This is a genomic window from Brevibacterium daeguense, assembly GCF_021729135.1.
Lineage (GTDB): Bacteria > Actinomycetota > Actinomycetes > Actinomycetales > Brevibacteriaceae > Brevibacterium > Brevibacterium daeguense.
Map to the genome: position 1 here is coordinate 188,788 of NZ_JAJTWW010000003.1, position 23,007 is coordinate 211,794.

The window sequence follows — 23,007 nt, forward strand, 5'->3', positions numbered from 1 at the left end:
ACCGTACCGGCTGGGAACGTAGTAGCGTGGAGGGCGTGAACGACGCGGAGAAGAAGGTCCGGGAGCAGACCGAGCGCATCCTCAATCTGCTCATCGCGCTGCGCGCCACCGCCGGCTGGACCGACCGCGACACGCTGAAGTCCTGCATCGACGAGTACGCGGGCCTGAGCGATTCCGCATTCGATCGAGCGTTCTCCCGTGACAAGTCCCTGCTGCGGACCATGGGCATCGAGATCAGCACCACATCGTGGAAGGACGCCCATACCGGCGCCAACGGCTACGGCTACCGGATCACGCAGGACGACTACGCGCTGCCGGAGATCGACCTCACCCCGGAAGAAGCCGCGGTGCTGTCGGTGGCGAGCCGGTTCTGGCAGGATTCGGCGCTCGGGATTCACACCGGCCGGGCGCTCAACAAGCTGCGGGGACTCGGCATCGACCTGCACGCGAGCGCCGAGGACGGCGCTCCCGAGGCACCGTTCGACACCGAGTCGTTCTCCGTCGCGCTGTCGGCGGTCAACGCCCGCCGGGCAGTGGAATTCGACTACCGCAAGCCCGGGGGACCGGTGTCGCACCGGCGGCTGGAGCCGTACACCCTGCTGACCCGCGGCGACCGCGTCTACCTCATCGGCCGGGACATCGACAAGGACGACATCCGGACCTTCCGACTGGCGCGCGTCGAGGGACGGATCAGTCCCGTCCGACGCCGCAAGGACGGCGACTACGAGATCCCGGACGACTTCCGCGTGAGCGACTGGTTCCGACCGGACCGAGCGTCCGGACCGGCGCACACCGCCCGGGTGCGGGTCCGCCCCGGCCGTGCCGACCCGGTGCGGCGCATCGGCACGCCGGTCGGTGCCGAGGACGGCTGGGACGTGCTCGAGATCAGCTGCGAGGACCCCGAGGAGCTCGCCGCGAGCCTGCTCGGCTACGGGGCGGCCGTGCGGCCCGCAGCACCACCGGAGCTCGTCGCGGCCCACGAGGAGATGCTGCGCCGGACGCGGGACGCGCTCGCGCAGGTGCTCGACGGAAAGGCGGTGGGCCGATGAGGAACGCGGCTGACCGGCTCTCCCGACTCCTCGGCCTGGTGCCCTACCTGCTGGAGAATCCCGGCGCGGAGCTCGAGCACACGGCCGCGCTGTTCGATGTGTCGCCGGATGTGCTCATCGACGACCTGCAGCTGCTCTTCGTCACCGGCAGACCTGGCCGGATGCCCGATGACCTCATCGAGGCCAGCTGGGAGGACGGACGCATCTATGTCGGCAACGCCGACGAGGTCTCAGTGCCCGTCCGGCTCACCCGCGATGAGGCCACGAGCCTGCTCATCGCCCTCGACTACCTGTCCTCGCTCGATCCCGAGCGCAGCGCGACGGTCGACGCGGTGCGGCGCAAGGTGCGGGCGGCGACAGGCCTGGACGACGCCGACTCCACTGTGCAGGTGGAGCTGCCGCCGCTCGACGAGGACGTCGCCGCGACGATCCGCGCCGCTGCCGCCGAGGGCAGCGGGCTGGCGCTCGAATACTACGTGCCGGCCCGCGACGAGCTGACCGAGCGGACCGTGACGCCGCGCGCCCTGCGCCTGGCCGGCCAGTGGTACATGGACGCCTGGTGTCACACGTCGAACGGGGAGCGGTCCTTCGCCGTCGCGAACATCCGCACCCTCGCCCCGGCCGAGGCGCCGCCGGCACCCGAACCTGCACCGGCGGGCGGGCAGGAGAGGCAGGCGGCAGAAGCGCGGACCGTGCGCCTCGTGGTGGCGCCGCCGGCAGCCTGGATCGCCGATGAGCTGGACCCGCTCGAGGTGGACCACGACACGCACGGGCCGGGAACCGTCATGATGACTCTGCAGGTGTTCTCGCAGACCTGGCTCACGCGGCTGCTCCTGCAGCACGGCAGGCACATCCTCGACGTCGCTCCGCCGGACCTGGCGCGGGACGCGCTGCGCGAGGTGACTGCGGCTCTCGGGCCGGCCTCGGAAGATGATTCTCCCTCAGCGAGGGACTAGAATGAGCTGACGTCGTAACAGCGAAGGAGATCGAATGCGCCCCGAGCCGATCCACATCATCATTCTCATCATCGTCATCCTGCTCGTCTTCGGCGCGCCCAAACTCCCGATGATCGCCAAGAACCTCGGCAAGTCGATGAAGATCTTCAAGTCCGAGGTCAAGGACCTGCGCAACGACGATTCCAACACCACCGCCTCGCACGAGATCACCGACGCCTCCCAGTCCACTGCGCAGGCACCCACCGCGCAGGCCCCGTCGGAAGCCCCGCACGCCGAGGCGCCCGTGCGGGATCAGACCGACGAGAAGCACCGTCAACAGTAAGCGGTGGCCGGTCCTCAGCGTCGGCGGAGTCGCAAGTCCAACCCCGAGAAGCGCATGCCGCTGGCTGCGCACCTCATCGAGCTCCGCAACCGACTCATCATCTGCATCATCGCGCTGGCGCTCGCTGCGATCGGCGGATGGTTCCTCTACGACCCCGTCCTCATGCTGCTGCAGGCGCCGATCATGGACGTCGCCGCACAGGAGGGCCGCGTTGCCGAGGTGAACTTCGCAGGCGTCGCCTCGCCGTTCGACATGAAGGTCAAGGTCTCGCTGTTCATCGGGTTCTTCATCAGCTCGCCCGTATGGCTGTATCAGCTCTGGGCATTCGTGGTCCCGGGCCTGACGAAGAACGAGAAGCGCTACAGCGTGGGCTTCCTGGCGGCGGCGATCCCGCTGTTCCTCGCGGGGGCCTTCCTGGCGTCGTACGCGCTCCCGAACGCGGTGCGCACCCTCACCGCGTTCACTCCGGAGGGCGCGACGAACATCATTCCCGCGCAGGACTACCTGAGCTTCGTCATGCTCATCGTCGTCGTCTTCGGACTCGCATTCGTGCTCCCCGTCCTCATGGTCGGACTCAACCTGATCGGCATCCTCTCGGCCGACACCATCCGCAGGTCGTGGCGCTGGATCGTTGTCATCGTCTTCGCCTTCGCCGCGATCGCCACTCCTACGCCTGACGGGATCTCGATGTTCTTCCTCGTCATCCCCATGCTGCTGCTGTTCGTGCTGGCGTGGGTCCTGTGCTGGCTGGGGGACCGGCGGCGGAAGCGGAAGATGATCGCCGAGGGCACGTGGGTCGACCCCGCCGAGGTCGACGACTGAGACGCGAGCCGAGCGAGTGACGCGGTAGAGTCGTCCTATGGACGACCGCCTCTCACCGGCACAGGCCTATGCCGCATACAGGGCCCGGGCAGCGGAGTCCGACACCCCGCTCGGACGCTTCCGCACCAGCCTCGAGTACGAGCTCGATCCGTTCCAGGAAGAGGCGTGCGCGGCGCTGCAGGACGGCAGGTCGGTGCTGGTCGCAGCTCCCACCGGTGCGGGCAAGACCGTCGTCGCCCAGTTCGCGGTGATGCTCGGCAGCGAGCAGAACGTCCGAGTCTTCTACACCGCCCCCATCAAAGCGCTGAGCAATCAGAAGTACGCCGAGCTGTGCGGCGAGTACGGCGAATCCCGAGTCGGTCTGCTCACCGGCGACATCTCGATCAACCGGGACGCGCAGATCGTGGTGATGACCACCGAGGTGCTGCGCAACATGATCTACTCCGGCACCGATCTGCGGAGCCTGGGGTACGTGGTGCTCGACGAAGTCCACTATCTGGGGGACAAGTTCCGCGGCCCCGTGTGGGAGGAGGTGATCATCCACCTGCCGGCCCACGTGTCCCTTGTCAGCCTGTCGGCGACGGTGTCGAACGCCGAGGAGTTCGGCGCCTGGCTGCGCGAGGTCCGCGGCCACACCGAGGTCATCGTCTCGGAGCACCGACCGGTGCCGCTGTACAACCACGTGGCGGTCGGCACGGACCTGCACCCGCTGTTCCAGCCCGGCGGCAAGGAGACCGGGCAGCTCAACCGCGACCTCGAGCATGCGGTGCGACCGTTCCTGGGGCGGGGCAGCCGACGCGATCGGAAGCGGACCGTGAACATGCGCTTCCGGCGCCCCTCCCGGACGGCGATCATCCGTGAGCTCGCCCATGCGGATCTGCTGCCCGCGATCTTCTTCATCTTCTCGCGCAATGCCTGCGATGACGCCGTCGAGCAGGTGCTGGCCGCCGGTCTCGACCTCACCGACCGGACGGAGAAGCAGCACATCCTGTCCCGGCTCGACGAGCTGCAGGACCAGCTGGGTGCCGAGGACCTGTCGGTGCTCGGCTACCACACCTTCGCCGCAGGCCTGGTCAACGGCTTCGGGGCCCATCACGCCGGTCTCATCCCGCAGTTCAAGGAGCTCGTCGAGGAGTTGTTCCTGGAGGGCTATCTCCGCACGGTCTTCGCCACGGAGACGCTGGCGCTGGGCGTCAACATGCCTGCACGCACCGTGGTGCTGGAGAAGCTCACCAAGTTCAACGGGGAGTCCCACGTGCAGATCACGCCGGGGGAGTACACCCAGCTGACGGGACGGGCCGGCCGCCGCGGCATCGACGTCGAGGGACATGCGGTCGTCGTGTGGCATCCGAGCATCGAGCTCGCCGACATCGCCTCCCTGGCCTCGAAGCGCACCTACGCCCTGCAGAGCCAGTTCACCCCGACTTACAACATGGCGGCCAACCTCCTGGCGCGCATGACGAAGGAGGACGCCGAGAAGGTCCTGGAGACGTCCTTCGCGCAGTTCCAGGCCGACAAGGGTGTGGTGGGGCTGGCACGGCGCGTGCGCCGCAACGAGGAGGCGCTGGCGGGCTACCGCACGTCGATGGCATGCGAGCGCGGCGATTTCACCGAGTACGCCCAGCTGCGCCGGACGCTGTCGGAGATGGAGAAGCGGGCCGGACGCACGCGCAGCAAGCTCAAGCAGCGCGACACCGTCGAATCGCTCGGGACGCTGCGCTACGGAGACGTCATCGTGCTGCCGTCCAAGCACAACACCGGCCCGTCCGTCGTGCTCAACCCCATGCACAACCGGGACGGTGAAACCCGGCTGCCCACCATCCTGACGGAGCAGGGCAAGGTCTGGCACCTCCGACCGCACGAGGTCACGGAACCGGCTGTCCGCCTCGGCCGGATCAAGATGCCCAAGAAGTTCAACCACCGGCAGGTGAAGGAGCGGCGCAATCTGCTGGCGTCGCTGCAGGACGCGCTGACGGACGGTCGGATCGCGCATCCCTCCGACGTGTCCACAGCGCCGACCAAGGGGCCGAAGGTGCAGACGGAGGAGATCGCGCTGCTGCGCGACCAGATCCGGGACCATCCCTGTCACAGCTGCCCGGATCGCGAGCACCACGCCCGCTGGGCGGATCGCGCGTTCAAGCTGATCCAGGAGAATCGCTCGCTGACCAAGCAGATCGAGGGTCGCACCTCGTCGATCGCCGAGGTGTTCGACCGCGTGTGCAACGTCCTCACGACGCTGCGGTTCCTGCCCGACGACAGCCGGATCCTGCGGCGGATCTACGGCGAGCGGGACCTGCTCACCGCGCTCAGCGTCCGGGCGGGACTGTGGGATGCGCTGTCGGAGCCCGAAGCGGCCGCTTTCGCGTCGAGCCTGGTGTACCAGGCGCGACGAACCGACTCCTACTTCGATCCGCGAGTGCCGACGGCATCACTGGAGGCCGGGCTCGTCGAGTTGCGGGGGATGTGGCAGAACCTGTACCGACTTGAGACCGACGCGCGCCTGCCGGTGACACCGGAGCCGGAGTTCGGGCTGGTGGTGCCGATCTTCCGCTGGACCGAGGGCAAGTCGCTGTCGCGTGCCCTGGCCGGCTCCGACATCGCCGCCGGCGACTTCGTGAGATGGGCCAAGCAGACGCTCGACCTGCTCGGGCAGGTCGCCGACGTGTGCGCACCGGCCACGGCCGTCGTGGTCCGGCGGGCCGCCGAGGCGATCCGCCGCGGGGTCGTCGCCGACTGATCCTGTCGGCGGCTCAGCGGCCGATCTTCTTGACGATGGTCTCGATATCGGAGCCGAACACCGTCTCCGTCGACAGATAGGTCCACGTGGACGACGGCCGCTTGAGCCCGTAGGCCGGCAGGTCGATCCCGTCCTCGGTGAACTCGGCGTCTTCGAGGACTTCGGTGGAATCGGCGACGACGTCGTCCCAGAAGGTCGAGAATGCGCGGATGGATTCCGCGTTGAACGCCTCATGCGGCTTCTCGCGGGCCAGGGTGCGCAGGTGGATGCCTTCGCGCAGGCTGTTGAGGAAGGCCAGGTGGTCCACCCACCGGCTGTCGATCGTGAACAGCAGGACTTCGGTGATGGCGGCGTCGACGGTGGCGGCATCGAACTCTTCGCTGAGCTCCTCGGCGCGATCACCCAGCCGCCTGCGCACTTCGTCGGCGCCGGCATTCTCGTCCCGCACCTCGCGCCGCCTGGCCAGCACGAGCTCGCGCTGCTTGGCCATCAGCTCGTTGAAGCGCCAGGTGTCACGGTGCACTGCCGTGTTCTCGCCCTCGGCCATCCGCTGGGCATGCTCGACGAGCTGAGCCGCCCGCTTGGAGGCGATGAACCCGTGCTCGTCACCCTCCTCCACGAACCGCTGGATCTCCGGGACCCGGCTGAGCAGCTCATCCTCGAGGCTGATGAAGAACACCGACGTGCCGGGGTCTCCCTGGCGGCCCGCGCGTCCTCGGAGCTGGTCGTCGAGGCGTGAGGACTGGTAGCGGCCGGCGCCGATCACCAGCAGGCCGCCGGCTTCTGCGACACCGTCGTCCGCCAGTCGGATGTCGGTGCCCCGCCCGGCCATCTGGGTCGAGACTGTCACCGCGCCCGAGCGGCCGGCCTGGGCGATGATCTGCGCCTCGGCGGAATCGTCCTTGGCGTTGAGGACCTCGCAGGCGATGCCGCGTGTGCGCAGCCGCTCGGCGAGGCTCTCGCTCTCCGCCACCGAGCGGGTGCCGATGAGCACTGGCCGCCCTGCCGCGTGCTGCTCGGCGACTTCGCCGACGATGGCCCGCTCCTTCGACTCCTGCCGGGTGTAGAGCCGGTCCGGCTCGTCGACGCGGATGACCTCCAGGTGCGGGTCGACCGGCACGATCTCGAGGCCGTAGAACTCGCGCAGGTCATCGCCGACCGCCAGCGCAGTTCCGGTCATCCCGCAGATCGTCGAGTAGCCGTGGATGAGCTCCTCCACCGTCATCTGGTCGAGGATCTCCCCGCTCTCCGTCGTCGCGAGCCGCTCCTTGACCTCGACGGCAGCCTGCAGCCCGTCAGGCCAGCGCTGCAGTTCCGCGACGCGTCCGCGCGAGTCCGAGATCAGCTTGACCCTGCCGTCGACAACCAGGTAATCGACGTCTCTGTGGACGAGTGCCTTCGCGTAGAGCGCCAGGCTGACGGCCGCGAGGGTGGCGGAGTCATCGCCGAACAGGTCGGCGTCGAGCCGCTCCTCGACCAGATCGATTCCCTCATTGGTCAGCGACACGGCCTTCCGGTCCTGGCTCACCTCGTAGTGCTCGCCGGGAACCAGCTCCTCGACCAGGGCAGCGATCGCCGAGTCCGCATCCTCCTTCGACGTCGAGCCGGCCAGCACCAGCGGCACCCGGGCCTCATCGATGAGGACGGAATCGGCTTCGTCGACGATCACGACGTCGCGCGAGCCGACCCGGATGTGCGCGTCGTCGAGCACGAACCGGTCGCGCAGCACGTCGAACCCGACTTCGGTGACCGAGGCGTAGACGATCTCCGCACGATAGGCCTTCCGCCGTGCCTCCTCCGAGTCGGCTCCTGACACGGATGCCGACTCCACACCCAGCAGATCGAACAGCGGCTTCATCCAGTTGCGATCGCGGACTGCCAGGTAGTCGTTGACGCTCACCAGGTGGACCTGGCGCCCCTGCAGGGCGTACCCGGCCGCGGCCATCGCGCCGACCAGCGTCTTGCCCTCACCGGTGAGCAGCTGCACGACGGCGCCGTCGAGCAGTCCCAGCAGACCGGTGATCTGGGTGTCATAGGGCCGTTCGTCGAGAGCGCGCTCGGCCGCTTCACGGGCGAGCGCAGCGTACTTGGTGAGCTGGGCCCGCCGATCGCCCGATTCGAAGATCTCCGCGGCCGTCTTCGCGATCTCCTCGTCCTGAAGCTCCGCGTAGCTCCTGCCGAGCCGCTCGATCTCCGGACGGGCCTTCTCCAGCCAGCCGAGCTTCTTCTCAGCCTGAGCGCCGGGCCGGTTGAGCAGTCGGGCAAGAAATCCCATCGCGTGAGTCCTCCACAGATTCGGTGTGCTCCGCACAGTCTACGTGCGCCGCGGCCGTCCGGTTGCTTCTCCAGGCCTGCCGCCTGCTGACGCTTCCTGTCAGTCGGGGCAGCGGGGGAATGAGCTCCGAGGCTGTCGGGGTCATCGCACGGCTTCCAAGGCCGAGAGCAGGTGCTGAGCGCTGCGCTCGACGGAATGCTCAGCAGCGAGCGCGGCCACCTGGGCGGTGTCCGCTTGAGAGCCGGCGGCGGCGATGAAATCCGCGACCTCCAGGTCCTCCAGGCACGTCATCACTCGATGATTCCGCTCGACGGCATCCCGGGCGTGCAGCAGCGCTGTCCGACGCTTCTCCGAAAGCCCGTGGCCCTCGGCGCCGGCGCCGGCGGCCGCGAAGAGATCCTCCAGGGTGCCGTAGCCGCCGAGCAGCTTGGCCGCCGTCTTCTCCCCGATGCCGGGAACACCCGCCAGCCCGTCAGCCGGGTCTCCGCGCAAGGCCGCGAGCTGTCGGTACTGGGATCCCTCGGCGACGCCGTAGAGCTCCTGCAGCTCGGGAAGGCGGAGGGTCTCCCACTCCCCGCCCTTGCGCGGCCGCATGATCGCGACATCCCGATCCGGCCGGAGCAGGGCGAGCAGGTCCCGGTCGGAGGAGACGACGATCACCGAATCCGACGTCTGGGCCGTGATCGAGGCGATGACATCATCCGCTTCCGTGCCCGGCACCTCGGCGATCGGGATGCCGGCCGCGGCGAGCAGCTCGTTGAGCAGCGGCAGCTGCACGGCCAGATCCTCCGGCATCTCCGTGCCCGCCTGCTCGTCCTTGACCCGCTGGGCTTTGTACTCCGGCGCCACCGCAGTGCGGAAGGCCGGTCTCCAGTCCGCATCCATCGCTGCGACGACCCGGGGTGTGCCGACGGCTGTGACGAGCGCGGCAACGGTGTCCAGGACACCGCGCACCGCGTTGACCGGCATCCCAGCCGAATTCGTGATGGAGTCCGGCAGCGCGTGGTACGAGCGGTAGTAGAGCGTCGGAGTGTCGAGGGCGACGAGTGGTCGGTTCACGCGCTCACCCTATCCCGGGCCACGGACACGAGGGCGGGAACGGCGTGAAACAATGTCGTCGTGATTTCAAGGACAGTTCTGCACAACGGTGATGTATACAGCAGCGCGGATCCCTTCGCGACCGCGATCGCGTTCGAGGGCGAGACCGTCACGTGGGTCGGCTCGGACGAAGCGGCCGGCGAATTCGAGGGCGAGCACGTCGATCTGGAGCAGGACTTCGTGACGCCGGGTCTCGTATCCGCGGCAGTGGACCTGCGCTCCGCCGAGGTTTCGCCGGCTGACCTGCTCGCTGCCGGCATCACCTCTGCCCACCTCATCGGGGAATCGAGCACCGTGGAGAATTTCGCGGCCGCAGCTCCGACCGAGCTCGACATCGTCGCCTACCCTCTGGGCCGTACTGACGCCACTGGGGCCTTTCCCGGATCCGACCTGGCGCGGGGAGCGCTTCCGGACCATCAGCAGTTCGCCCTCGTTGATTCCCAGGCGGACCTCGACGCGGTGCTGCTGATGGTGAAGGACGACGAGCTGCGCACCCACGCACAGCGCTACGGCTTCCGAGTCCTCCTGTCGATTCCCCTGCCGGAGGCGGCAGTAGAACCGCTGTCCCGCTGCGGTCTGGCCGTGACGCTGGACCCCCTGCAGCACGATCAGCCCCTGGCTGCGCTGCTGGCCGCCGGCGCACAGCTGAGCTTCGCCCTCGACCCCGTCCAGCCGTGGAGATCGCTGGCCGCTGCCGTCTACTCCGTGTCGGACGGGATCTCGGCACGGGCGGCCTTCAACTGCGCCACCCGGTTCGGCTTCCGCGCCGTCGGCCGCTTCGAGGCAGGAGTGCTGGCTCCGGGCGCTGTCGCCACTGGCGTTCGCTGGGAGGTCGACGACCTCGTGGTGCAGGCGGCCGATTCGCGGGTCGCCTCGTGGAGCACGGATCCGAGGTCCGGTACACCCGGGCTGCCCGACCTCTCGGGTGCCGAGGCGCTCCCGCGCCTGCGGGCGGTCTGGGTCCGGGGGCGCCGGGTGCCGACGCAGGTGAGCTCGGGCTGACTCGGGATTCGCTCCCGGGTTGATGCGGACCCGCCGATGCCGGGGCGACACGCCGTGCCTCGGAAATTTTTCCCGCAGTCTGTGCGGCTCCCCGAGCCCCACGTCACCTGGAGCGATGACTGTCAGCGCTGGTCAGGAGAGTTTTGCCGATCGTACGTGCTTCGGTACATTCGAAAGAGTCATCCCTTCGGGGGTGCGATCCGGTGCCGGCCGGCAATAGAAAACGCAAGCTCGAGCTCGCGGTCCGAAGTCGGTCGGCACCGGGTCCCAGGCCTATCTGTCGGGTGCCGTCCACGCAGCCGGCCGAGGCCTGCGGGGTTGGCCGTCGATCGCGCGGACCGGGTCCCGCGATGGCGCGACCGAGTCGTCTAGGCTTGATCGGGTGCCTATGAATACTCTCGTTATCATCCCCACGTACAACGAACGCGACTCCCTTCCGAAGACGATCGAAGCCGTCCACCGGTGGACGGCGCACGCCCACATCCTCGTCGTCGACGATTCCTCGCCGGACGGAACCGGGGAGTGGGCCGCCGAGCTCGCAGCTCGGGACGAGCGGGTCTTCGTGCTCCACCGCACAGCGAAGAACGGGCTCGGCGCGGCCTACGTGGCCGGATTCGGCTGGGCCCTCGGACGGGACTACACGATCATCTGCGAGATGGATGCGGACGGTTCTCACCGCGGCCGAGATCTTCCTCAGCTGCTTGCCGCGGTCGAGGAGGGCGCCGACCTCGCCATCGGCTCGCGGTGGATCTCCGGCGGGGCAGTCGTCAACTGGCCGCGCAACCGGCATCTGCTGTCGAGGGGCGCGAACGTCTACGTCAGCGCCGCGCTGGGTCTGGGTGTCAAGGACGCCACCGCGGGCTTCCGGGCCTACCGGCGGGAAGCTCTGGCCGCCATCGACCTGGACGACATCGAGTCGCTCGGATACTGCTTCCAGATCGACATGACGAAGCGGATCCTCGACGCCGGGTTCTCGATTGCGGAGGTGCCCATCACGTTCGTCGAGCGTGAGCTGGGGGAGTCGAAGATGAGCGGCCGGATCATCAAGGAGGCGATGATGCGCGTCACGTCCTGGGGACTCGAGCACCGCGCCCAGCAGGTGCGCTCTCTGGTCGGTCGGGGCTGACGACACAGAGAACCCCGGGAGGCGAGCTCGAAGCGCTCGTTCCTCCCGGGGTTCTCTGCTCTCGGCCGGTCCGAGTCCTGCACCAGGATCCTCCGTGCAGCCGGCCCGGCCGATCCTGGTGCGCACGTCGCTCAGACCTGCGGTGGGATCTCCCCGCGACGAACCGCCAAACGCTCATCGAGCAGTGCCTGCAGCTCCTCGAAGGAGCGGCGCTCCAGCAGCATGTCCCAGTGTGTCCGGACGTGCTTCTCCGGCGTCTCCTCGGGCTCTTCGCCGCCGACGCGCTTGCCGATGCCATGCGTGCCGGAGTCCCAGGTCGCGGGAACGTCGGCTTCGACGGAGAACGGCACCGAGAACGTGTGGCCGTCTTCGGTCGCGTACTCGACCATCTGCCGGGGAGCCGGCTCGACTCCGACATCGGATTCGAGACTCCGCGACCCCAACTGGGTCCCGCGCAGACTGCGTTCGCTCATCCTGTTTCACCTTCCGGTCGTACACACTCGGTCCAGATCAGTTCAACAGTCTAGTCGCCGGGTTCATTCCCGACTCGGCGCAGGGCCCGCTGCGCGAGCTCCGGGTAGTCGGTGACGATCGCGTCGACGTGAAGTCCGGCGAGCGCGCGCATGATGCTCGGGTCGTTGATCGTCCAGACGTGAACGGCCAGCCCCGCCCGGTGCGCTCCTCTCACGAATCGCGTCGTGACCACCGGGAGCGGACCACGTCGCAGCGGAACCTGCAAACTGTCGAGACCGGGGTCGAATCGCGCTGTGGCCGCGGCGCCTGCGAGCATGAACTGCGCGACTTCCGCCGTGCCGGCCGAGCTGCGGACTCCCGGCAGCGCCGATCGCAGTCGAGCGAGCCGCCGCGTGGAGAACGACGCGAGTCGAATGCGCGGCCCGACCTGCATCCGCCGCACCAGGCGGACCATCGGAGCCGTTGCGCGGTCACTCTTGACATCCACGTTGAAGCAGGTGTCCGGCAGCTCCTCGAGGATCGTCGACAGGCGGGGGATGCGACCTCCGGACACCAGCTCGACCGCATCGATCTCGACTGCCGGAAGATCTCGGATCCGCTCCGGGCGGCCCGCCAACCTGCGGAGATCGGCATCGTGACATGCGTAGACCACGTTGTCGCGGGAGGTGCGGACGTCGGTTTCGATCCAGCGGAGGCCGAGATCTGCCGACCGGCGGAAGCTCTCGAGAGTGTTCTCGCCGACGTCCTCCCACAGCCCGCCACGGTGGGCGATGACCTCCGGCAGCTCCATGGTGTTCACCCTAACCTCGGCGGCTCTGACAGTTTGCCTGAAGTTCCGCCGCGAGCACCCGTGGGATGATTGACCTGACCACACCGTGACGGGAGTATTGATCCATGACGAAGCAGCATGAACCCATCGAACCGACCGAAGTCTACGACTCGACGCGCAGGAGCACCTCGGACCGGCTCCGGTCAGCAGCAGGTCAGGTGATCGCCGGAGGCACCAGGATCAAGGACACGGTCACGACCTCGATGCAATCGGGGGCGGAATCAGCACGTACGACTGCCGGTGATCTCGCCGACCAGCCCGCGGCCAAGCTCCGTGAGTACTCCGACAGGGCTCGCTCGGAAGGCGCCCGGCTCGGCGACCGTGCGCGCACACGTGCAGGCCGTGCCGCCGCTCCCGGTGGAGCGGTTGACTGGACCGAGGAGAAGCTCAACGGGCTCCTTGCGGGAATCGGGCACCGGATCGACGACGCAGTCCGGGCCGGCAAGATCGACCGCGCGTTCCAATTCGCCCAGGAGGGCGTGTCGAAGGGCGCCGGCCAGGCGCGCCGACTGCTGCGTCGCTGACAGCCGAATCGACGATGGCGGCAGCGATATCGCTGCCGCCATCGTCGATTCGTCGACCGTTGCCGACCCGATCGGGCGTCGGCCGTCGACCGCAGGGAGTTATTCGGCGACACCGATCCCCGGGGTGCGTGACCCCAGCTGGCTGTCCATCCGCAGCAGGCCGGCCCCGTCGTCGCCGATCAGCTTGAGTCGGCCCACGATCTCGCCGACGGTGGCCTCTTCCTCGACCTGTTCGTCGACGAACCAGTTGAGCAGGGGAAAGATGTCGATGTCGCTTTCCTCCTGAGCGGTGCGGTAGAGCTGCCTGATCGCCTCGGAGACCTTCTCCTCATGTGCGAGAGCGGCTTCGAAGAGCTCGACGGGTGACCTGCCGGTGAACTGCGGCGCGTCGATGCTCCCGATCTGGGGAGCGATCCCGCGGTCGATCGCGTGCGCGATGAACTTCGCGGCATGGACCTGCTCCTCCTCGGCCTGGGCGCGCATCCACGTGCCCATCCCGGTGAGGTCCTGATTCTCCAGCTCGATGGCCAGCTGGAGATACACGATGGAGGCAGTGAGCTCCAGTGTCACCTGCCTGCTGACCGCCTCGGCCATAGTGGGGGACAAGCGCATCGGAATTCCTCTCGGGTGGGCGTCAGGGGCTGAGCTGCATTGCTTCGACTGTAGTGGTCCTGCCGCGAATCCGACAGACTCTCTAGACTGCTGATCATGAAGGCTTCGGACCGGCCGATGGCAGCCGACTCCCATGATACGATCCGCGTTCTCGGCGCCCGCGAGAACAATCTTCGAGGCATCAGCATCGAGATCCCGAAGCGACGGCTGACCGTCTTCACAGGCGTATCCGGATCGGGCAAGAGCTCGCTGGTGTTCAACACCATCGCCGCCGAGTCACAGCGGCTGATCAACGAGACCTACAGCGCGTTCGTGCAGGGGTTCATGCCGACACTGGCCCGTCCGGACGTGGACGTCCTCGACGGCCTCACGACCGCCATCACCGTCGACCAGCAGCGCATGGGCGCTGACCCGCGGTCGACTGTGGGAACCGCCACCGACGCCTACGCGATGCTGCGCATCCTATTCAGCCGCCTCGGCGACCCGCACATCGGCTCCGCGCAGGCATTCTCGTTCAACGTCGCCTCGATCAGCGGGGCCGGCGCGGTGACCTTCGAGAAGGCGGGCAGGAAGGTCAAGGAGCGCAGGGACTTCTCGATCGTCGGCGGCATGTGCCCACGCTGCGAGGGCAGGGGAGAGGTCAGTGATTTCGACCTCAGCCAACTCTACGACGATTCGAAGTCGCTGTCGGAAGGGCCTTTCACCATCCCGGGCTGGGGTGCGGAGGGGTGGTACGGCAGGATCTACAGCGGCACCGACTTCCTTGATCCGAACAGGCCGATCAGGGACTTCACGGAAGAAGAGCTCAACGATCTGCTGTACAAGGAGCCGACGAAGATCAAGGTCGACGGGATCAATCTGACTTACGAGGGGATCATCCCGAAGATCCGGAAGTCGTTCCTGTCGAAGGACCGCGAGGCGATGCAGCCCCATATCCGAGCCTTCGTCGATCGAGCCATCGTGTTCCGGGTGTGCCCGGACTGCAGAGGAACCCGGCTCAGCGACCTCGCCCGATCCTCGAAGATCAGCGGCATGAGCATTGCTGATCTGACCACCATGCAGATCAGCGAACTCGCGGACTGGCTTCGCGAGCTCGACGCGCCCGCGGTGGCTCCGCTGTTGGACAGCCTGCAGCACACGCTCGATTCGTTCGTGCGGATCGGGCTCGGATACCTGTCCCTGAATCGGCCGGCGGGCACGCTGTCCGGTGGCGAGGCGCAGCGAACCAGGATGATCCGCCACCTCGGGTCGTCGCTGACCGATGTCACGTACGTGTTCGACGAACCCACCACGGGCCTGCACGCGCACGACATCGAGCGGATGAACGAGCTGCTGCTGGAACTGCGGGACAAGGGCAACACCGTGCTGGTCGTGGAGCACAAGCCCGAGGTGATCGACATCGCTGATCATGTCATCGACCTGGGCCCGGGCGCGGGCGCGGCCGGGGGAGAGGTGTGCTTCCAGGGGACGGTCGACGGGCTGCGCAGCAGCGCCACCGTCACCGGTCGCCGTCTTGACGACCGCGCAGCGCTCAAGGACAGCGTGCGTGCTCCCTCCGGGGTCCTCGAGATCCGCGGTGCCTCGCTGCACAATCTGCGCGAGGTCGACGTCGATGTGCCACTCGGAGTCCTGGTCGTCCTGACCGGCGTCGCGGGGTCGGGGAAGAGCTCGCTCGTGACCAGCTCGATGGCCGGGCGCGACGGCGTCGTCGTCGTCGACCAGAGCGCGATCAAAGGCTCGCGCCGCAGCAACCCCGCAACGTACACCGGCCTTCTCGATCCGATCCGCAAGGCCTTCGCGAAGGCCACCGGGGTCAAACCGGCGCTCTTCAGCGCGAACTCCGAGGGCGCCTGTCCGGCGTGCAAGGGCGCCGGAGTGATCTACACCGACCTGGGCATCATGGCGGACATGGCCGTACCCTGCGAGGAATGCGAAGGTCGCAGATTTCGGCCGAGTGTTCTCGGGTACACCTTCGGGGGACGCAGCATCGTCGATGTCCTGGAGATGTCGGTCACCGAGGCAGGGGAGTTCTTCGCCGCTGGGGAGTCGCGGATTCCGGCAGCCCACAGGATCCTCCGACGCCTGGCGGACGTCGGTCTGGGCTATCTGCGGATCGGCCAGCCGTTGACGACTCTGTCCGGGGGAGAGCGCCAGCGGCTCAAGCTTGCCACGCAGATGGCCGAGAAGGGCGAGATGTACGTTCTCGACGAGCCGACCGCCGGGCTCCACCTGGCCGATGTCGGGCAGCTGCTGGCGCTGCTGGACCGACTCGTCGACGACGGCAGGTCCGTAGTGGTCATCGAGCACCACCAGGCAGTCATGGCCCATGCCGACTGGATCATCGATCTGGGACCGGGAGCCGGGCATGACGGCGGCCGAGTGGTGTTCGCCGGCCTGCCCGGCGACCTGGTCGCCGAGCGTTCCACGCTCACCGGTCGCCACCTCGCTGACTACGTGGGAGCGGAGTCGCCCAGTCATCAGTGACGGGCCGCTGATCGAACTCCCAGACGCGGGGGAGTCGCTCCGGTTTCGCAATCGAAGCATTTCCGTTACCGTCGGTAACGGCTTGATAACAGCCCGCTCGGGGAGTACCGGGTGAGGCGGTGTCGCTGCCAGCGGCGCTGTCACCGACAGAACACGCTGCGCCGATCGGAGCCGCCCTCGGGGCGACACGGCGTTCAGCGCACGCAACCCACCGAAGCGCACGACGGCAGGTGTCCGGGCGCTCAGCCCGCGACCGGCAGAGTCGTCTCATCGCCGTGTGCGGCCAAGGAGAAGATTCACTGTGAACATCGTTGGAACCAGCTTTCGCGCCCTCGGACTGATCGGCGGCGCCGGCGCACTGGCGGCGGCCGGCCTGCTGAGCACCGGAGCCCCGGCACAGGCGGAGACGGTCTGGGATCGAGTCGCCGAGTGCGAGTCCGGGGGAGACTGGAGCATCAACACCGGCAACGGCTACTACGGCGGGCTCCAGTTCTCACCGAGCACCTGGGAGGCGTTCGGCGGAGAGGGCATGCCGCACGAAGCCAGCAAGGCGGAGCAGATCCGCGTGGCGCAGAACACGCTGGAGGGACAGGGTCCGGGTGCGTGGCCGGTGTGCAGCGGTGAGGCCGGACTCACGAAGGACAACGGCGCGGCCGAAGGCGCCGGTGCCGAGACCGGATCAGAGGACGGCGCGGCGATCGGCGGCTCGGACGGCACGGAGTCGGGCGACAGTGCCGACAGCGGCGCCTCGGGCATTTCCGCAGCCGACCCGGCATCCACGATCACCGTGGAGGCCGGTGACACTCTGTACCGGATCGCCGTCGACAATGGCATCGAATGGGAGGACCTCTACGAGGCCAACAAGGACGAACTGGCCAATCCCGAGACCATCTCGGTCGGTCAGGAGCTGAAGCTTCCGAACTGACTGCGGTGGGAGTGCTGCAAGATATTGCAGGCGCAGCAGGCGTGGAGTCACCGACATCTCCACGCCTGCTGCGCGGCCGGCATGCCACTCGTGTCGGGTCATGCCAGATGTCTCCGCGAAGCCCCGAATGCTCTTGGCGATCGGTGAGAACCAGACTTCGAAGGAAAGCCGATAATATACATTATGTTAACTTGACCGCGGGAAGCGGCAGGAAGGGCCCGAACCGTGCTTGCCCACCGCTTCTCAGAGAGCCTCCCGCCTCCGCGCTAGGAGTGCGCGACCGGCCTTTCTGCGAAGCATCACGCGCTGCGAAGGATCACATGAAGAACCCGCCCTGCCGGTGTCGACAGAACGGGTTCTCAGCTGGTGCTGGGATGTCAGGAGTTCCGCAGCTCCCGGAGTTCCTCTTCGGTGTAGGCCGACTTGCGGTCGGCCGACGGCAGCAGAACGATCGCCAGCACCGGAGCGAACATCATGCCCGCAACGATGAGGAACGAGATCAGCTGGTCAATCATCATAGGCTTCACCTTCCACAGAGAACATTCCGTGCCATCCTAGCTCAGTGAATCGGTCCCGGTCGGATGGCCGGGCCGACTCCTGCCGTCCGACTGATCCGCTGTCGAGGCGGCCGTCGAGGAGTCAGTCCGAGCCGGGCACTGCGCAGCCGTCCGGACCACACGCCTGGGCGTCCTGCTGCCCGGCGAAGGTCTTGAGCTTCGGACCCGCATGGTTCTCCTGCCACACCTGCTCCAGCGCCTGCGAGAAGAGCTCGCTCGGCTGCGCGCCGGAGATCCCGTACTGCTGGTCGAGCACGAAGAACGGCACGCCGCTGATGCCCATCTGGGCAGCGGCGTCCCGATCGGCCTGCACAGCCCGCGCCACGGTCGGGTCCGTCAGCGCGGTGCGCACCTCGTCGGCGTCCAAGCCCACGGCCGCACCGGTCGCAGCCAGGAAATCCTCGTCGGAGATGACTTCACCGGCTGAGAAGTGCGCCTCGAACAGCGCGTCCTCGAGGGCACCGACATCGGCGCCCTTCGCCTCCGCGAATTTCAGCAGGGCGTGCGCCTTGAGTGATGACGCCGGGACCACGGCGGCGAAGTCGAAGTGGAGCCCCTCCCCTGCGCCCTGCTCGGCGACATGGCTGGTCATCGCCAGCACCTGCTCGCGTGGCATCCCCTTGCGCTCGGAGAGGTAGTCGATCTCGTTGCCCTCGAAGCGCTCCGGGAGATCCGGGTCGAGCACATAGGAGTGCCACACCACGTCGACGTCGTCCCGGTGGGCGAAGCCCGCCAGCGCCGTGTCGAACCGGGCCTTGCCGATGCGGCACCAGGGGCAGGCGATATCGGACCAGATGTCTACGCGCAGAGTCATGCAGCCAGTCTAGTGCTCGCCGTTAGGCGCAGTGCTCGGCCCTGCGTGCATCGGGAGTTCACCTGGCTCACATGTCGGGGCGGTACCTTCTGGCCATGCTCGGAATCGACTTCGGCACCACCCGCACTGTCGTCGCCTTTCCCGACCGCGGAAGCTATCCGGTGGTCGGCTTCGAGACCGACGACGGCGACGTGTTCGACGGGATCCCCAGCCTCGTGGCGCTCGCCGGCGGCGAGCTCGTGTACGGATTCTCCGCTGCCGAGGCGGCCGCCGCGGGAGCGCCGGTGCTCCGGTCCCTCAAACGCCGGCTCTCCAGGCCCGAGTTGGCCCCGGACGACGTCGTCGAGCTCGGCGGGCAGGAGTACCGGCTCGTCGATCTGCTCACCGGGTTCCTCACGGAGGTGCGCCGCCTGCTGGCAGTGTCGTCGACGCTGCCGGAAGCTCTCGTCGGCGACTGGGTGGCCGCGGTCGCGATTCCCGCCCACTCGCTGAGCACCGCACGGTTTCTGACGCTGGAGGCCTTCACCGGGGCGGGCTTCGACGTCCGCCGTGTGCTGCACGAGCCCTCCGCGGCCGGATTCGAGTACAGCCATCGGTACGCTCGCACCCTGTCCTCGCGCCGGCACGAGGTGCTCGTGTACGACCTCGGCGGCGGCACGTTCGACGCTTCGCTCATCGATGTCGACGACACCCACCACTCCGTCCGTGCGACTTCCGGTGACCCGCACCTCGGCGGCGACTGCTTCGATGATGTCCTGGTCGAACTGGTCCTGGATCAGGCAGAGCTGGCACGGGCGGACCTGTCCCCTGCCGAGCTCGACCGTCTGACCGAGGACGCTCGGCTGGCAAAGGAGCAGCTCCACCCCAACTCCCGGCGGCTGCTGCTCCACCTGCGCGACGTGGATCACACCCTGGAGGTCGCCGACTTCTATGCGGCCTGCGCTCCCCTGCTCGACCGTGCGCTCGCCGCTGCGGCTCCCCTGGTGCGCGGGCTCTCCAGCGGCGAGTCCCGCGACTCCTCCGTCGCCGGTCTGCATCTGGTGGGCGGCGCGAGCAGGCTGCCGATCGTCGCCCGGTCGCTGCGCGAGTCCTTCGGCCGGCGGGTGCACCGCGCCCCGCAGCCCCATGCCTCCACGGCCATCGGTCTGGCGATCGCCCTCGATCCCGACCGCGGCTTCTCCCTCGAGGAGACCCTGGGGCACGGCCTCGGCGTCTATCGGGAGGAGGCGGCGGGGGCGGACATCGTCTTCGACGTCATCGTCCCGTCCGACTCCCCGGCTTCCGCCGCCTTGGCGGCACCGATCGTCCGACGGTATCGCGCCCAGCACACCGTCGGGGTCTACCGCCTCGTGGAATTCTCCCGCCTCGACGAGCAGGGCTTTCCGATCGGCACCTATCAGACCCTGGCCACGATTCGATTTCCGCTCGATCCCGCCCTGACAGTCGCCGAGGCGCAGGATGCGCCGGTGCGGCAGGCCGGACCGGGAGCCGAGATCACGGAGAGCTACCGGCTCGAACCCGACGGCTCCTTCGCCGTCACCCTGCGCAACGAGGAGTCCGGGGCCGAACTCCTCGAGCGCTTCTCCCCCACCGCGCTGTCCGATTCCCGCCGGGAGCCGCCGCAGAGCTGAGCGCGCCTCAGGCGAGGAGCCGGAATCCGATCGCCAGCACCGGCGGCAGCAGCACCAGCGAGGCCAGCGTCTGCAGGGCGATGATCGCCGCCATCAGCGGGGCGTTGCCGCCCAGCTGCCGCGACATCACGTACGCACTGCTGGCAGTGGCGATCGACTGGAATACCAGCCCGACCATCGCGGGCTCGCCGGTGATCCCGAACAGCCGCAGCGAGACCACGGTCACGGCGGGCAGGACCACGAGCTTGACCGCCGAGGAGACCGCCAGTCCCCGACCGTGAGCGCCGATCGAGATCGGCCGCAGCCCGGCTCCCACACACAGCAGCCCGATCGGCAGCGCTGCCGCCGCCAGCGGATCGAGGACTCCCGAGGCGAGCTCGGGCATTCCGCCGGCCACCAGGCTCCAGGCGACACCGGCAGCACACCCGAGCACCAGTGGATTGAGGACCACAGATCTGAGCAGCGCCAACCAGGAGTGCTTGTCGACGAGGAAGTACTCGAAGACCAGCGCCGAGGCGATGTTGACCACCGGCACCAGGATCGCGCCGACGATCGCGGCCAGCGCCGCGCCGGATTCGCCGAACAGCGTCGCGGCAACTGACAGCCCGATGTAGGTGTTGAAGCGGATCGAACCCTGGAACACCGACGTGAACGCGCGCGCATCCGGTGCCGTGGCCCTGTGCGCCGCGATGAGCAGGAGAGACACCGCCAGGGTGGGGAGCACCAGGGCCGCTGCGAGTGGGCCGATCGAGATCTGCGTCAGATCCACGGTGGCGACATTCCGGAACAGCAGCGTCGGCAGGAGGACGAAGTAGGCGAGCCGCTCAGCACCCGTCCAGAAGTCCTGGTTGCTGAACAGCGGGGTGCGCTTGAGCCCGAAGCCGAAGGCCAGAAGCGCGGCGACCGGCACCAGTGCCAGCCCGATCTCGGAGAAACCCATGACTCCCAGCTTAGGAGGCGCGACGGATCACCCGAACGCGGCCCGACTTCGCCCTGCCGTGGCGGCGGAGACACTCGGAGTTCGCTCGGTGAGGATTGCGCAGCCCGGATTGGGGAATATACTGAGACTTGAGTGTGTTCGACTCAATGTACCGCAGCATCCAATCGAAAGGACAGCAGCATGGCTACTCGATTCGACCCCCTCCGCGATCTCGACCGTTTCTTCTCCGAGGTGACTCGCACTCCGAACACCGCGGCCCTCCCCATGGACCTCCATCGTGAGGGCGAGGCGTTCGTCGCCCGCATCGATATGCCCGGTGTGGACCCGGCCAGCATCGACGTCGACGTCGAGGATCGCACCCTGACGGTTCGTGCGGAGCGGTCCGCCACCACCTCCTCGCAGGAGGTTCAGTGGTTGACTCGGGAACGTCCCACCGGGACCTTCGCCCGGCAGCTCACTCTCGGCAACCGGATCGCCCTCGACCAGATCAGCGCGGAGTACGTCGACGGCGTGCTGGAGCTGAGGATCCCAGTGGCGGAGGAAGCGCGCCCGCGCAAGATCTCGGTGTCGCACAAGCAGACGAGCAGCGGTCAGTCACCGACAAGCGGCGAGACCGTCGACTCCTCGGTCGACTCGCCGGAGGAGCCCGGTTCGCAGGTCTGACGCGCCGCCTCTCGCAGCCGCCGCCTCTCGCGGAGCAGCCCTCCACGTAGCAGCCCTCCGCGGAGTCGGCGTCAGCCGGGACACGTCTGAGCAGGAAGCAGGGGCGCCATCTAGGTGGCGCCCCTGCTTCGCTGTCCGTGCCACGCCTGCTCGGTTCAGGCGGTCGAAAGCACGATCTTCCCGAAGCGCTGATTGGCGTCGAGCTGTGAATGCGCCTCGGCGACTTCGTCGAGCGGATAGACGGAGTCGATGACCGGGTCGATGTCGCCGTCCGCGACCATGTCCAGGAAGCCCGCGAAATCGGTCGGCGAGCCCATCGCCGTGCCGAGGATCCGCTTGTGCTTGAGATAGAGGGTCCTGATGTCGAAGCCGTCGACGATGCCCCCGGCACCGGTTCCGCCCATCGACAGCACCGCTCCGCCGGGTCTGAGCAGCATGACCGATTCCTGGAGAGTCGAGCCCACCGAATCGAGCACGAGGTCGGCCTCCCCGATCTCGTCGCGCAGGTGCAGCTCCCAGTCGGGCTGCGTGTAGTCGACCCCGGCAACGGCTCCCAGCTCCTGCGCGAGGTTCAGCTTGTCCTGGCTGGAGGAGGTGACTGCGACCCGTGCTCCGACCTTGACCGCCAGCTGCAGCGCGATCAGGGAGACACCCGAGCCGGCTCCCAGGATCACCACGGTCTGACCTGCGCGCAGATCGCCGACCGTGAACAGTGCTCGGTAGGCGGTCAGCCCCGACAGCGAGAGCGCGCCGGCCTCCGCCCATGCCAGGTGCTTGGGCTTGGGATAGAGATTCTCCTCCGGCAGCGCCACCAGTTCCGCATAGGTCCCCCCGTCGGGCCCGCCTCCGAGCACTGCGAAGGAGTCCGAGGCGCAGCGCTGCGAGTCTCCCCACCGCAGCGAGGGCAGGACGATGACCTCCTCCCCCGTGTCGCGCCGGATCCCGGCTCCGTCGGAGCCGAGGATGACGGGAAGTCGGGGCCGGTACCCGGGGCCGATGCCCTCGCGGATGAGAGCATCGCGGCGATTGATCCCCGCGGTGCGCAGCTCGACGAGCACCTTCCCGGTGGTCTCCGGTTCGGGGATCTCCGCGGCGGCGAGCACCTCGGGCCCGCCGTGCTCTGTCAACAGCACTCCCTGCATGGTGCGAACCTCCTGGATCGTGGTT

Annotated in this window: 21 protein-coding genes; 12 read left to right on the forward strand and 9 right to left on the reverse strand. The window is 67.9% G+C overall.

Features of this window, described 5'->3' with window-relative positions:
* The first annotated feature begins 35 nt into the window (after positions 1-35).
* Genes LXN01_RS04525 through LXN01_RS04545 form a run of 5 tightly spaced genes read left to right on the forward strand, consistent with a single transcriptional unit; the run spans position 36 to position 5,886 of the window.
* A complete protein-coding gene (locus tag LXN01_RS04525; protein ID WP_236863380.1) occupies positions 36-1,049 on the forward strand; it encodes a helix-turn-helix transcriptional regulator in 1,014 nt (337 codons plus the stop codon).
* Positions 1,046-2,005, forward strand: coding sequence for a WYL domain-containing transcriptional regulator (locus LXN01_RS04530; protein WP_236863381.1), 960 nt, complete (start codon positions 1,046-1,048; stop codon positions 2,003-2,005). Before LXN01_RS04525 ends, LXN01_RS04530 begins: the two co-directional genes overlap by 4 nt.
* 34 nt (positions 2,006-2,039) lie before the next feature.
* Positions 2,040-2,327, forward strand: a complete 288-nt coding sequence (gene tatA / locus LXN01_RS04535; RefSeq protein WP_236863382.1) for a Sec-independent protein translocase subunit TatA — start codon at positions 2,040-2,042, stop codon at positions 2,325-2,327.
* Between the two features lie 54 nt (positions 2,328-2,381).
* Complete coding sequence (tatC, locus tag LXN01_RS04540; RefSeq protein WP_236863383.1) at positions 2,382-3,149, forward strand: twin-arginine translocase subunit TatC; 768 nt, start codon at positions 2,382-2,384, stop codon at positions 3,147-3,149.
* 37 nt (positions 3,150-3,186) lie between these two features.
* Positions 3,187-5,886, forward strand: coding sequence for a DEAD/DEAH box helicase (locus tag LXN01_RS04545; RefSeq protein ID WP_236863384.1), 2,700 nt, complete (start codon positions 3,187-3,189; stop codon positions 5,884-5,886).
* A gap of 13 nt (positions 5,887-5,899) precedes the next feature.
* Here LXN01_RS04545 and secA2 read toward each other — a convergent pair whose 3' ends face one another.
* A complete protein-coding gene (gene secA2 / locus LXN01_RS04550) occupies positions 5,900-8,161 on the reverse strand; it encodes an accessory Sec system translocase SecA2 (RefSeq protein WP_236863385.1) in 2,262 nt (753 codons plus the stop codon).
* A gap of 141 nt (positions 8,162-8,302) precedes the next feature.
* Entirely contained in the window at positions 8,303-9,220 is a 918-nt protein-coding gene (locus LXN01_RS16295; RefSeq protein WP_236863386.1) for a 5'-3' exonuclease, read from the reverse strand.
* A 60-nt stretch (positions 9,221-9,280) separates the two neighbouring features.
* Between LXN01_RS16295 and LXN01_RS04560 the strand changes: the two genes are divergently transcribed.
* Positions 9,281-10,261, forward strand: coding sequence for a metal-dependent hydrolase (locus LXN01_RS04560; RefSeq protein ID WP_236863387.1), 981 nt, complete (start codon positions 9,281-9,283; stop codon positions 10,259-10,261).
* 388 nt (positions 10,262-10,649) lie between these two features.
* Entirely contained in the window at positions 10,650-11,387 is a 738-nt protein-coding gene (locus tag LXN01_RS04565; RefSeq protein ID WP_236863388.1) for a polyprenol monophosphomannose synthase, read from the forward strand.
* A gap of 131 nt (positions 11,388-11,518) precedes the next feature.
* Here LXN01_RS04565 and LXN01_RS04570 read toward each other — a convergent pair whose 3' ends face one another.
* Positions 11,519-11,860: an RNA polymerase-binding protein RbpA gene (locus LXN01_RS04570; RefSeq protein WP_236863389.1), complete on the reverse strand. Its 342-nt coding sequence runs from the start codon at positions 11,858-11,860 to the stop codon at positions 11,519-11,521.
* Between the two features lie 50 nt (positions 11,861-11,910).
* The gene (locus tag LXN01_RS04575; protein WP_236863390.1) at positions 11,911-12,651 is read right to left on the reverse strand and encodes a glycerophosphodiester phosphodiesterase family protein; all 741 of its coding nucleotides are present in this window, start codon (positions 12,649-12,651) and stop codon (positions 11,911-11,913) included.
* Between the two features lie 104 nt (positions 12,652-12,755).
* Here LXN01_RS04575 and LXN01_RS04580 point away from each other — a divergent pair, with 104 nt between their 5' ends.
* Positions 12,756-13,214 (forward strand): hypothetical protein, encoded by a 459-nt coding sequence (locus LXN01_RS04580; protein ID WP_236863391.1) that lies wholly within the window; start codon positions 12,756-12,758, stop codon positions 13,212-13,214.
* A gap of 99 nt (positions 13,215-13,313) precedes the next feature.
* On the opposite strand, the gene LXN01_RS04585 is transcribed toward LXN01_RS04580, so the two are convergent.
* Entirely contained in the window at positions 13,314-13,826 is a 513-nt protein-coding gene (locus tag LXN01_RS04585; RefSeq protein WP_236863392.1) for a ferritin, read from the reverse strand.
* A gap of 96 nt (positions 13,827-13,922) precedes the next feature.
* Between LXN01_RS04585 and LXN01_RS04590 the strand changes: the two genes are divergently transcribed.
* Complete coding sequence (locus LXN01_RS04590; RefSeq protein WP_236863393.1) at positions 13,923-16,310, forward strand: ATP-binding cassette domain-containing protein; 2,388 nt, start codon at positions 13,923-13,925, stop codon at positions 16,308-16,310.
* Positions 16,311-16,611: 301 nt separating this feature from the next.
* Positions 16,612-17,235, forward strand: coding sequence for a transglycosylase family protein (locus LXN01_RS16095; protein ID WP_336885227.1), 624 nt, complete (start codon positions 16,612-16,614; stop codon positions 17,233-17,235).
* 377 nt (positions 17,236-17,612) lie between these two features.
* On the opposite strand, the gene LXN01_RS04605 is transcribed toward LXN01_RS16095, so the two are convergent.
* Both LXN01_RS04605 and LXN01_RS04610 read right to left on the reverse strand, forming a co-directional pair.
* Positions 17,613-17,753 (reverse strand): hypothetical protein, encoded by a 141-nt coding sequence (locus LXN01_RS04605; RefSeq protein ID WP_236863394.1) that lies wholly within the window; start codon positions 17,751-17,753, stop codon positions 17,613-17,615.
* Between the two features lie 121 nt (positions 17,754-17,874).
* A complete protein-coding gene (locus tag LXN01_RS04610; protein ID WP_336885228.1) occupies positions 17,875-18,606 on the reverse strand; it encodes a DsbA family oxidoreductase in 732 nt (243 codons plus the stop codon).
* A gap of 95 nt (positions 18,607-18,701) precedes the next feature.
* Between LXN01_RS04610 and LXN01_RS04615 the strand changes: the two genes are divergently transcribed.
* Positions 18,702-20,237 (forward strand): Hsp70 family protein, encoded by a 1,536-nt coding sequence (locus LXN01_RS04615; protein ID WP_236863395.1) that lies wholly within the window; start codon positions 18,702-18,704, stop codon positions 20,235-20,237.
* A gap of 7 nt (positions 20,238-20,244) precedes the next feature.
* Here the strand turns inward: LXN01_RS04615 and LXN01_RS04620 are convergent, their stop codons facing one another.
* On the reverse strand, positions 20,245-21,177 hold the full coding sequence (locus LXN01_RS04620) for an AEC family transporter (RefSeq protein WP_236863396.1): 933 nt from the start codon (positions 21,175-21,177) through the stop codon (positions 20,245-20,247).
* A 180-nt stretch (positions 21,178-21,357) separates the two neighbouring features.
* Here LXN01_RS04620 and LXN01_RS04625 point away from each other — a divergent pair, with 180 nt between their 5' ends.
* Positions 21,358-21,840 (forward strand): Hsp20/alpha crystallin family protein, encoded by a 483-nt coding sequence (locus LXN01_RS04625; protein ID WP_236863397.1) that lies wholly within the window; start codon positions 21,358-21,360, stop codon positions 21,838-21,840.
* A gap of 155 nt (positions 21,841-21,995) precedes the next feature.
* Here the strand turns inward: LXN01_RS04625 and LXN01_RS04630 are convergent, their stop codons facing one another.
* A complete protein-coding gene (locus tag LXN01_RS04630; protein ID WP_236863398.1) occupies positions 21,996-22,967 on the reverse strand; it encodes a quinone oxidoreductase family protein in 972 nt (323 codons plus the stop codon).
* Between the last annotated feature and the right edge of the window lie 40 nt (positions 22,968-23,007).

Bases quoted from the DNA above. Each gene is read 5' to 3' on its own strand.
- LXN01_RS04530 (WP_236863381.1), top strand. From the start codon at position 1,046: ATGAGGAACGCGGCTGACCGGCTCTCCCGACTCCTCGGCCTGGTGCCC.
- tatA (WP_236863382.1), top strand. From the start codon at position 2,040: ATGCGCCCCGAGCCGATCCACATCATCATTCTCATCATCGTCATCCTG.
- tatC (WP_236863383.1), top strand. From the start codon at position 2,382: ATGCCGCTGGCTGCGCACCTCATCGAGCTCCGCAACCGACTCATCATC.
- LXN01_RS04545 (WP_236863384.1), top strand. From the start codon at position 3,187: ATGGACGACCGCCTCTCACCGGCACAGGCCTATGCCGCATACAGGGCC.
- secA2 (WP_236863385.1), bottom strand. From the start codon at position 8,161: ATGGGATTTCTTGCCCGACTGCTCAACCGGCCCGGCGCTCAGGCTGAG.
- LXN01_RS04565 (WP_236863388.1), top strand. From the start codon at position 10,650: ATGAATACTCTCGTTATCATCCCCACGTACAACGAACGCGACTCCCTT.
- LXN01_RS04570 (WP_236863389.1), bottom strand. From the start codon at position 11,860: ATGAGCGAACGCAGTCTGCGCGGGACCCAGTTGGGGTCGCGGAGTCTC.
- LXN01_RS04575 (WP_236863390.1), bottom strand. From the start codon at position 12,651: ATGGAGCTGCCGGAGGTCATCGCCCACCGTGGCGGGCTGTGGGAGGAC.
- LXN01_RS04580 (WP_236863391.1), top strand. From the start codon at position 12,756: ATGACGAAGCAGCATGAACCCATCGAACCGACCGAAGTCTACGACTCG.
- LXN01_RS04585 (WP_236863392.1), bottom strand. From the start codon at position 13,826: ATGCGCTTGTCCCCCACTATGGCCGAGGCGGTCAGCAGGCAGGTGACA.
- LXN01_RS04590 (WP_236863393.1), top strand. From the start codon at position 13,923: ATGAAGGCTTCGGACCGGCCGATGGCAGCCGACTCCCATGATACGATC.
- LXN01_RS04605 (WP_236863394.1), bottom strand. From the start codon at position 17,753: ATGATGATTGACCAGCTGATCTCGTTCCTCATCGTTGCGGGCATGATG.
- LXN01_RS04610 (WP_336885228.1), bottom strand. From the start codon at position 18,606: ATGACTCTGCGCGTAGACATCTGGTCCGATATCGCCTGCCCCTGGTGC.
- LXN01_RS04615 (WP_236863395.1), top strand. From the start codon at position 18,702: ATGCTCGGAATCGACTTCGGCACCACCCGCACTGTCGTCGCCTTTCCC.
- LXN01_RS04620 (WP_236863396.1), bottom strand. From the start codon at position 21,177: ATGGGTTTCTCCGAGATCGGGCTGGCACTGGTGCCGGTCGCCGCGCTT.
- LXN01_RS04625 (WP_236863397.1), top strand. From the start codon at position 21,358: ATGGCTACTCGATTCGACCCCCTCCGCGATCTCGACCGTTTCTTCTCC.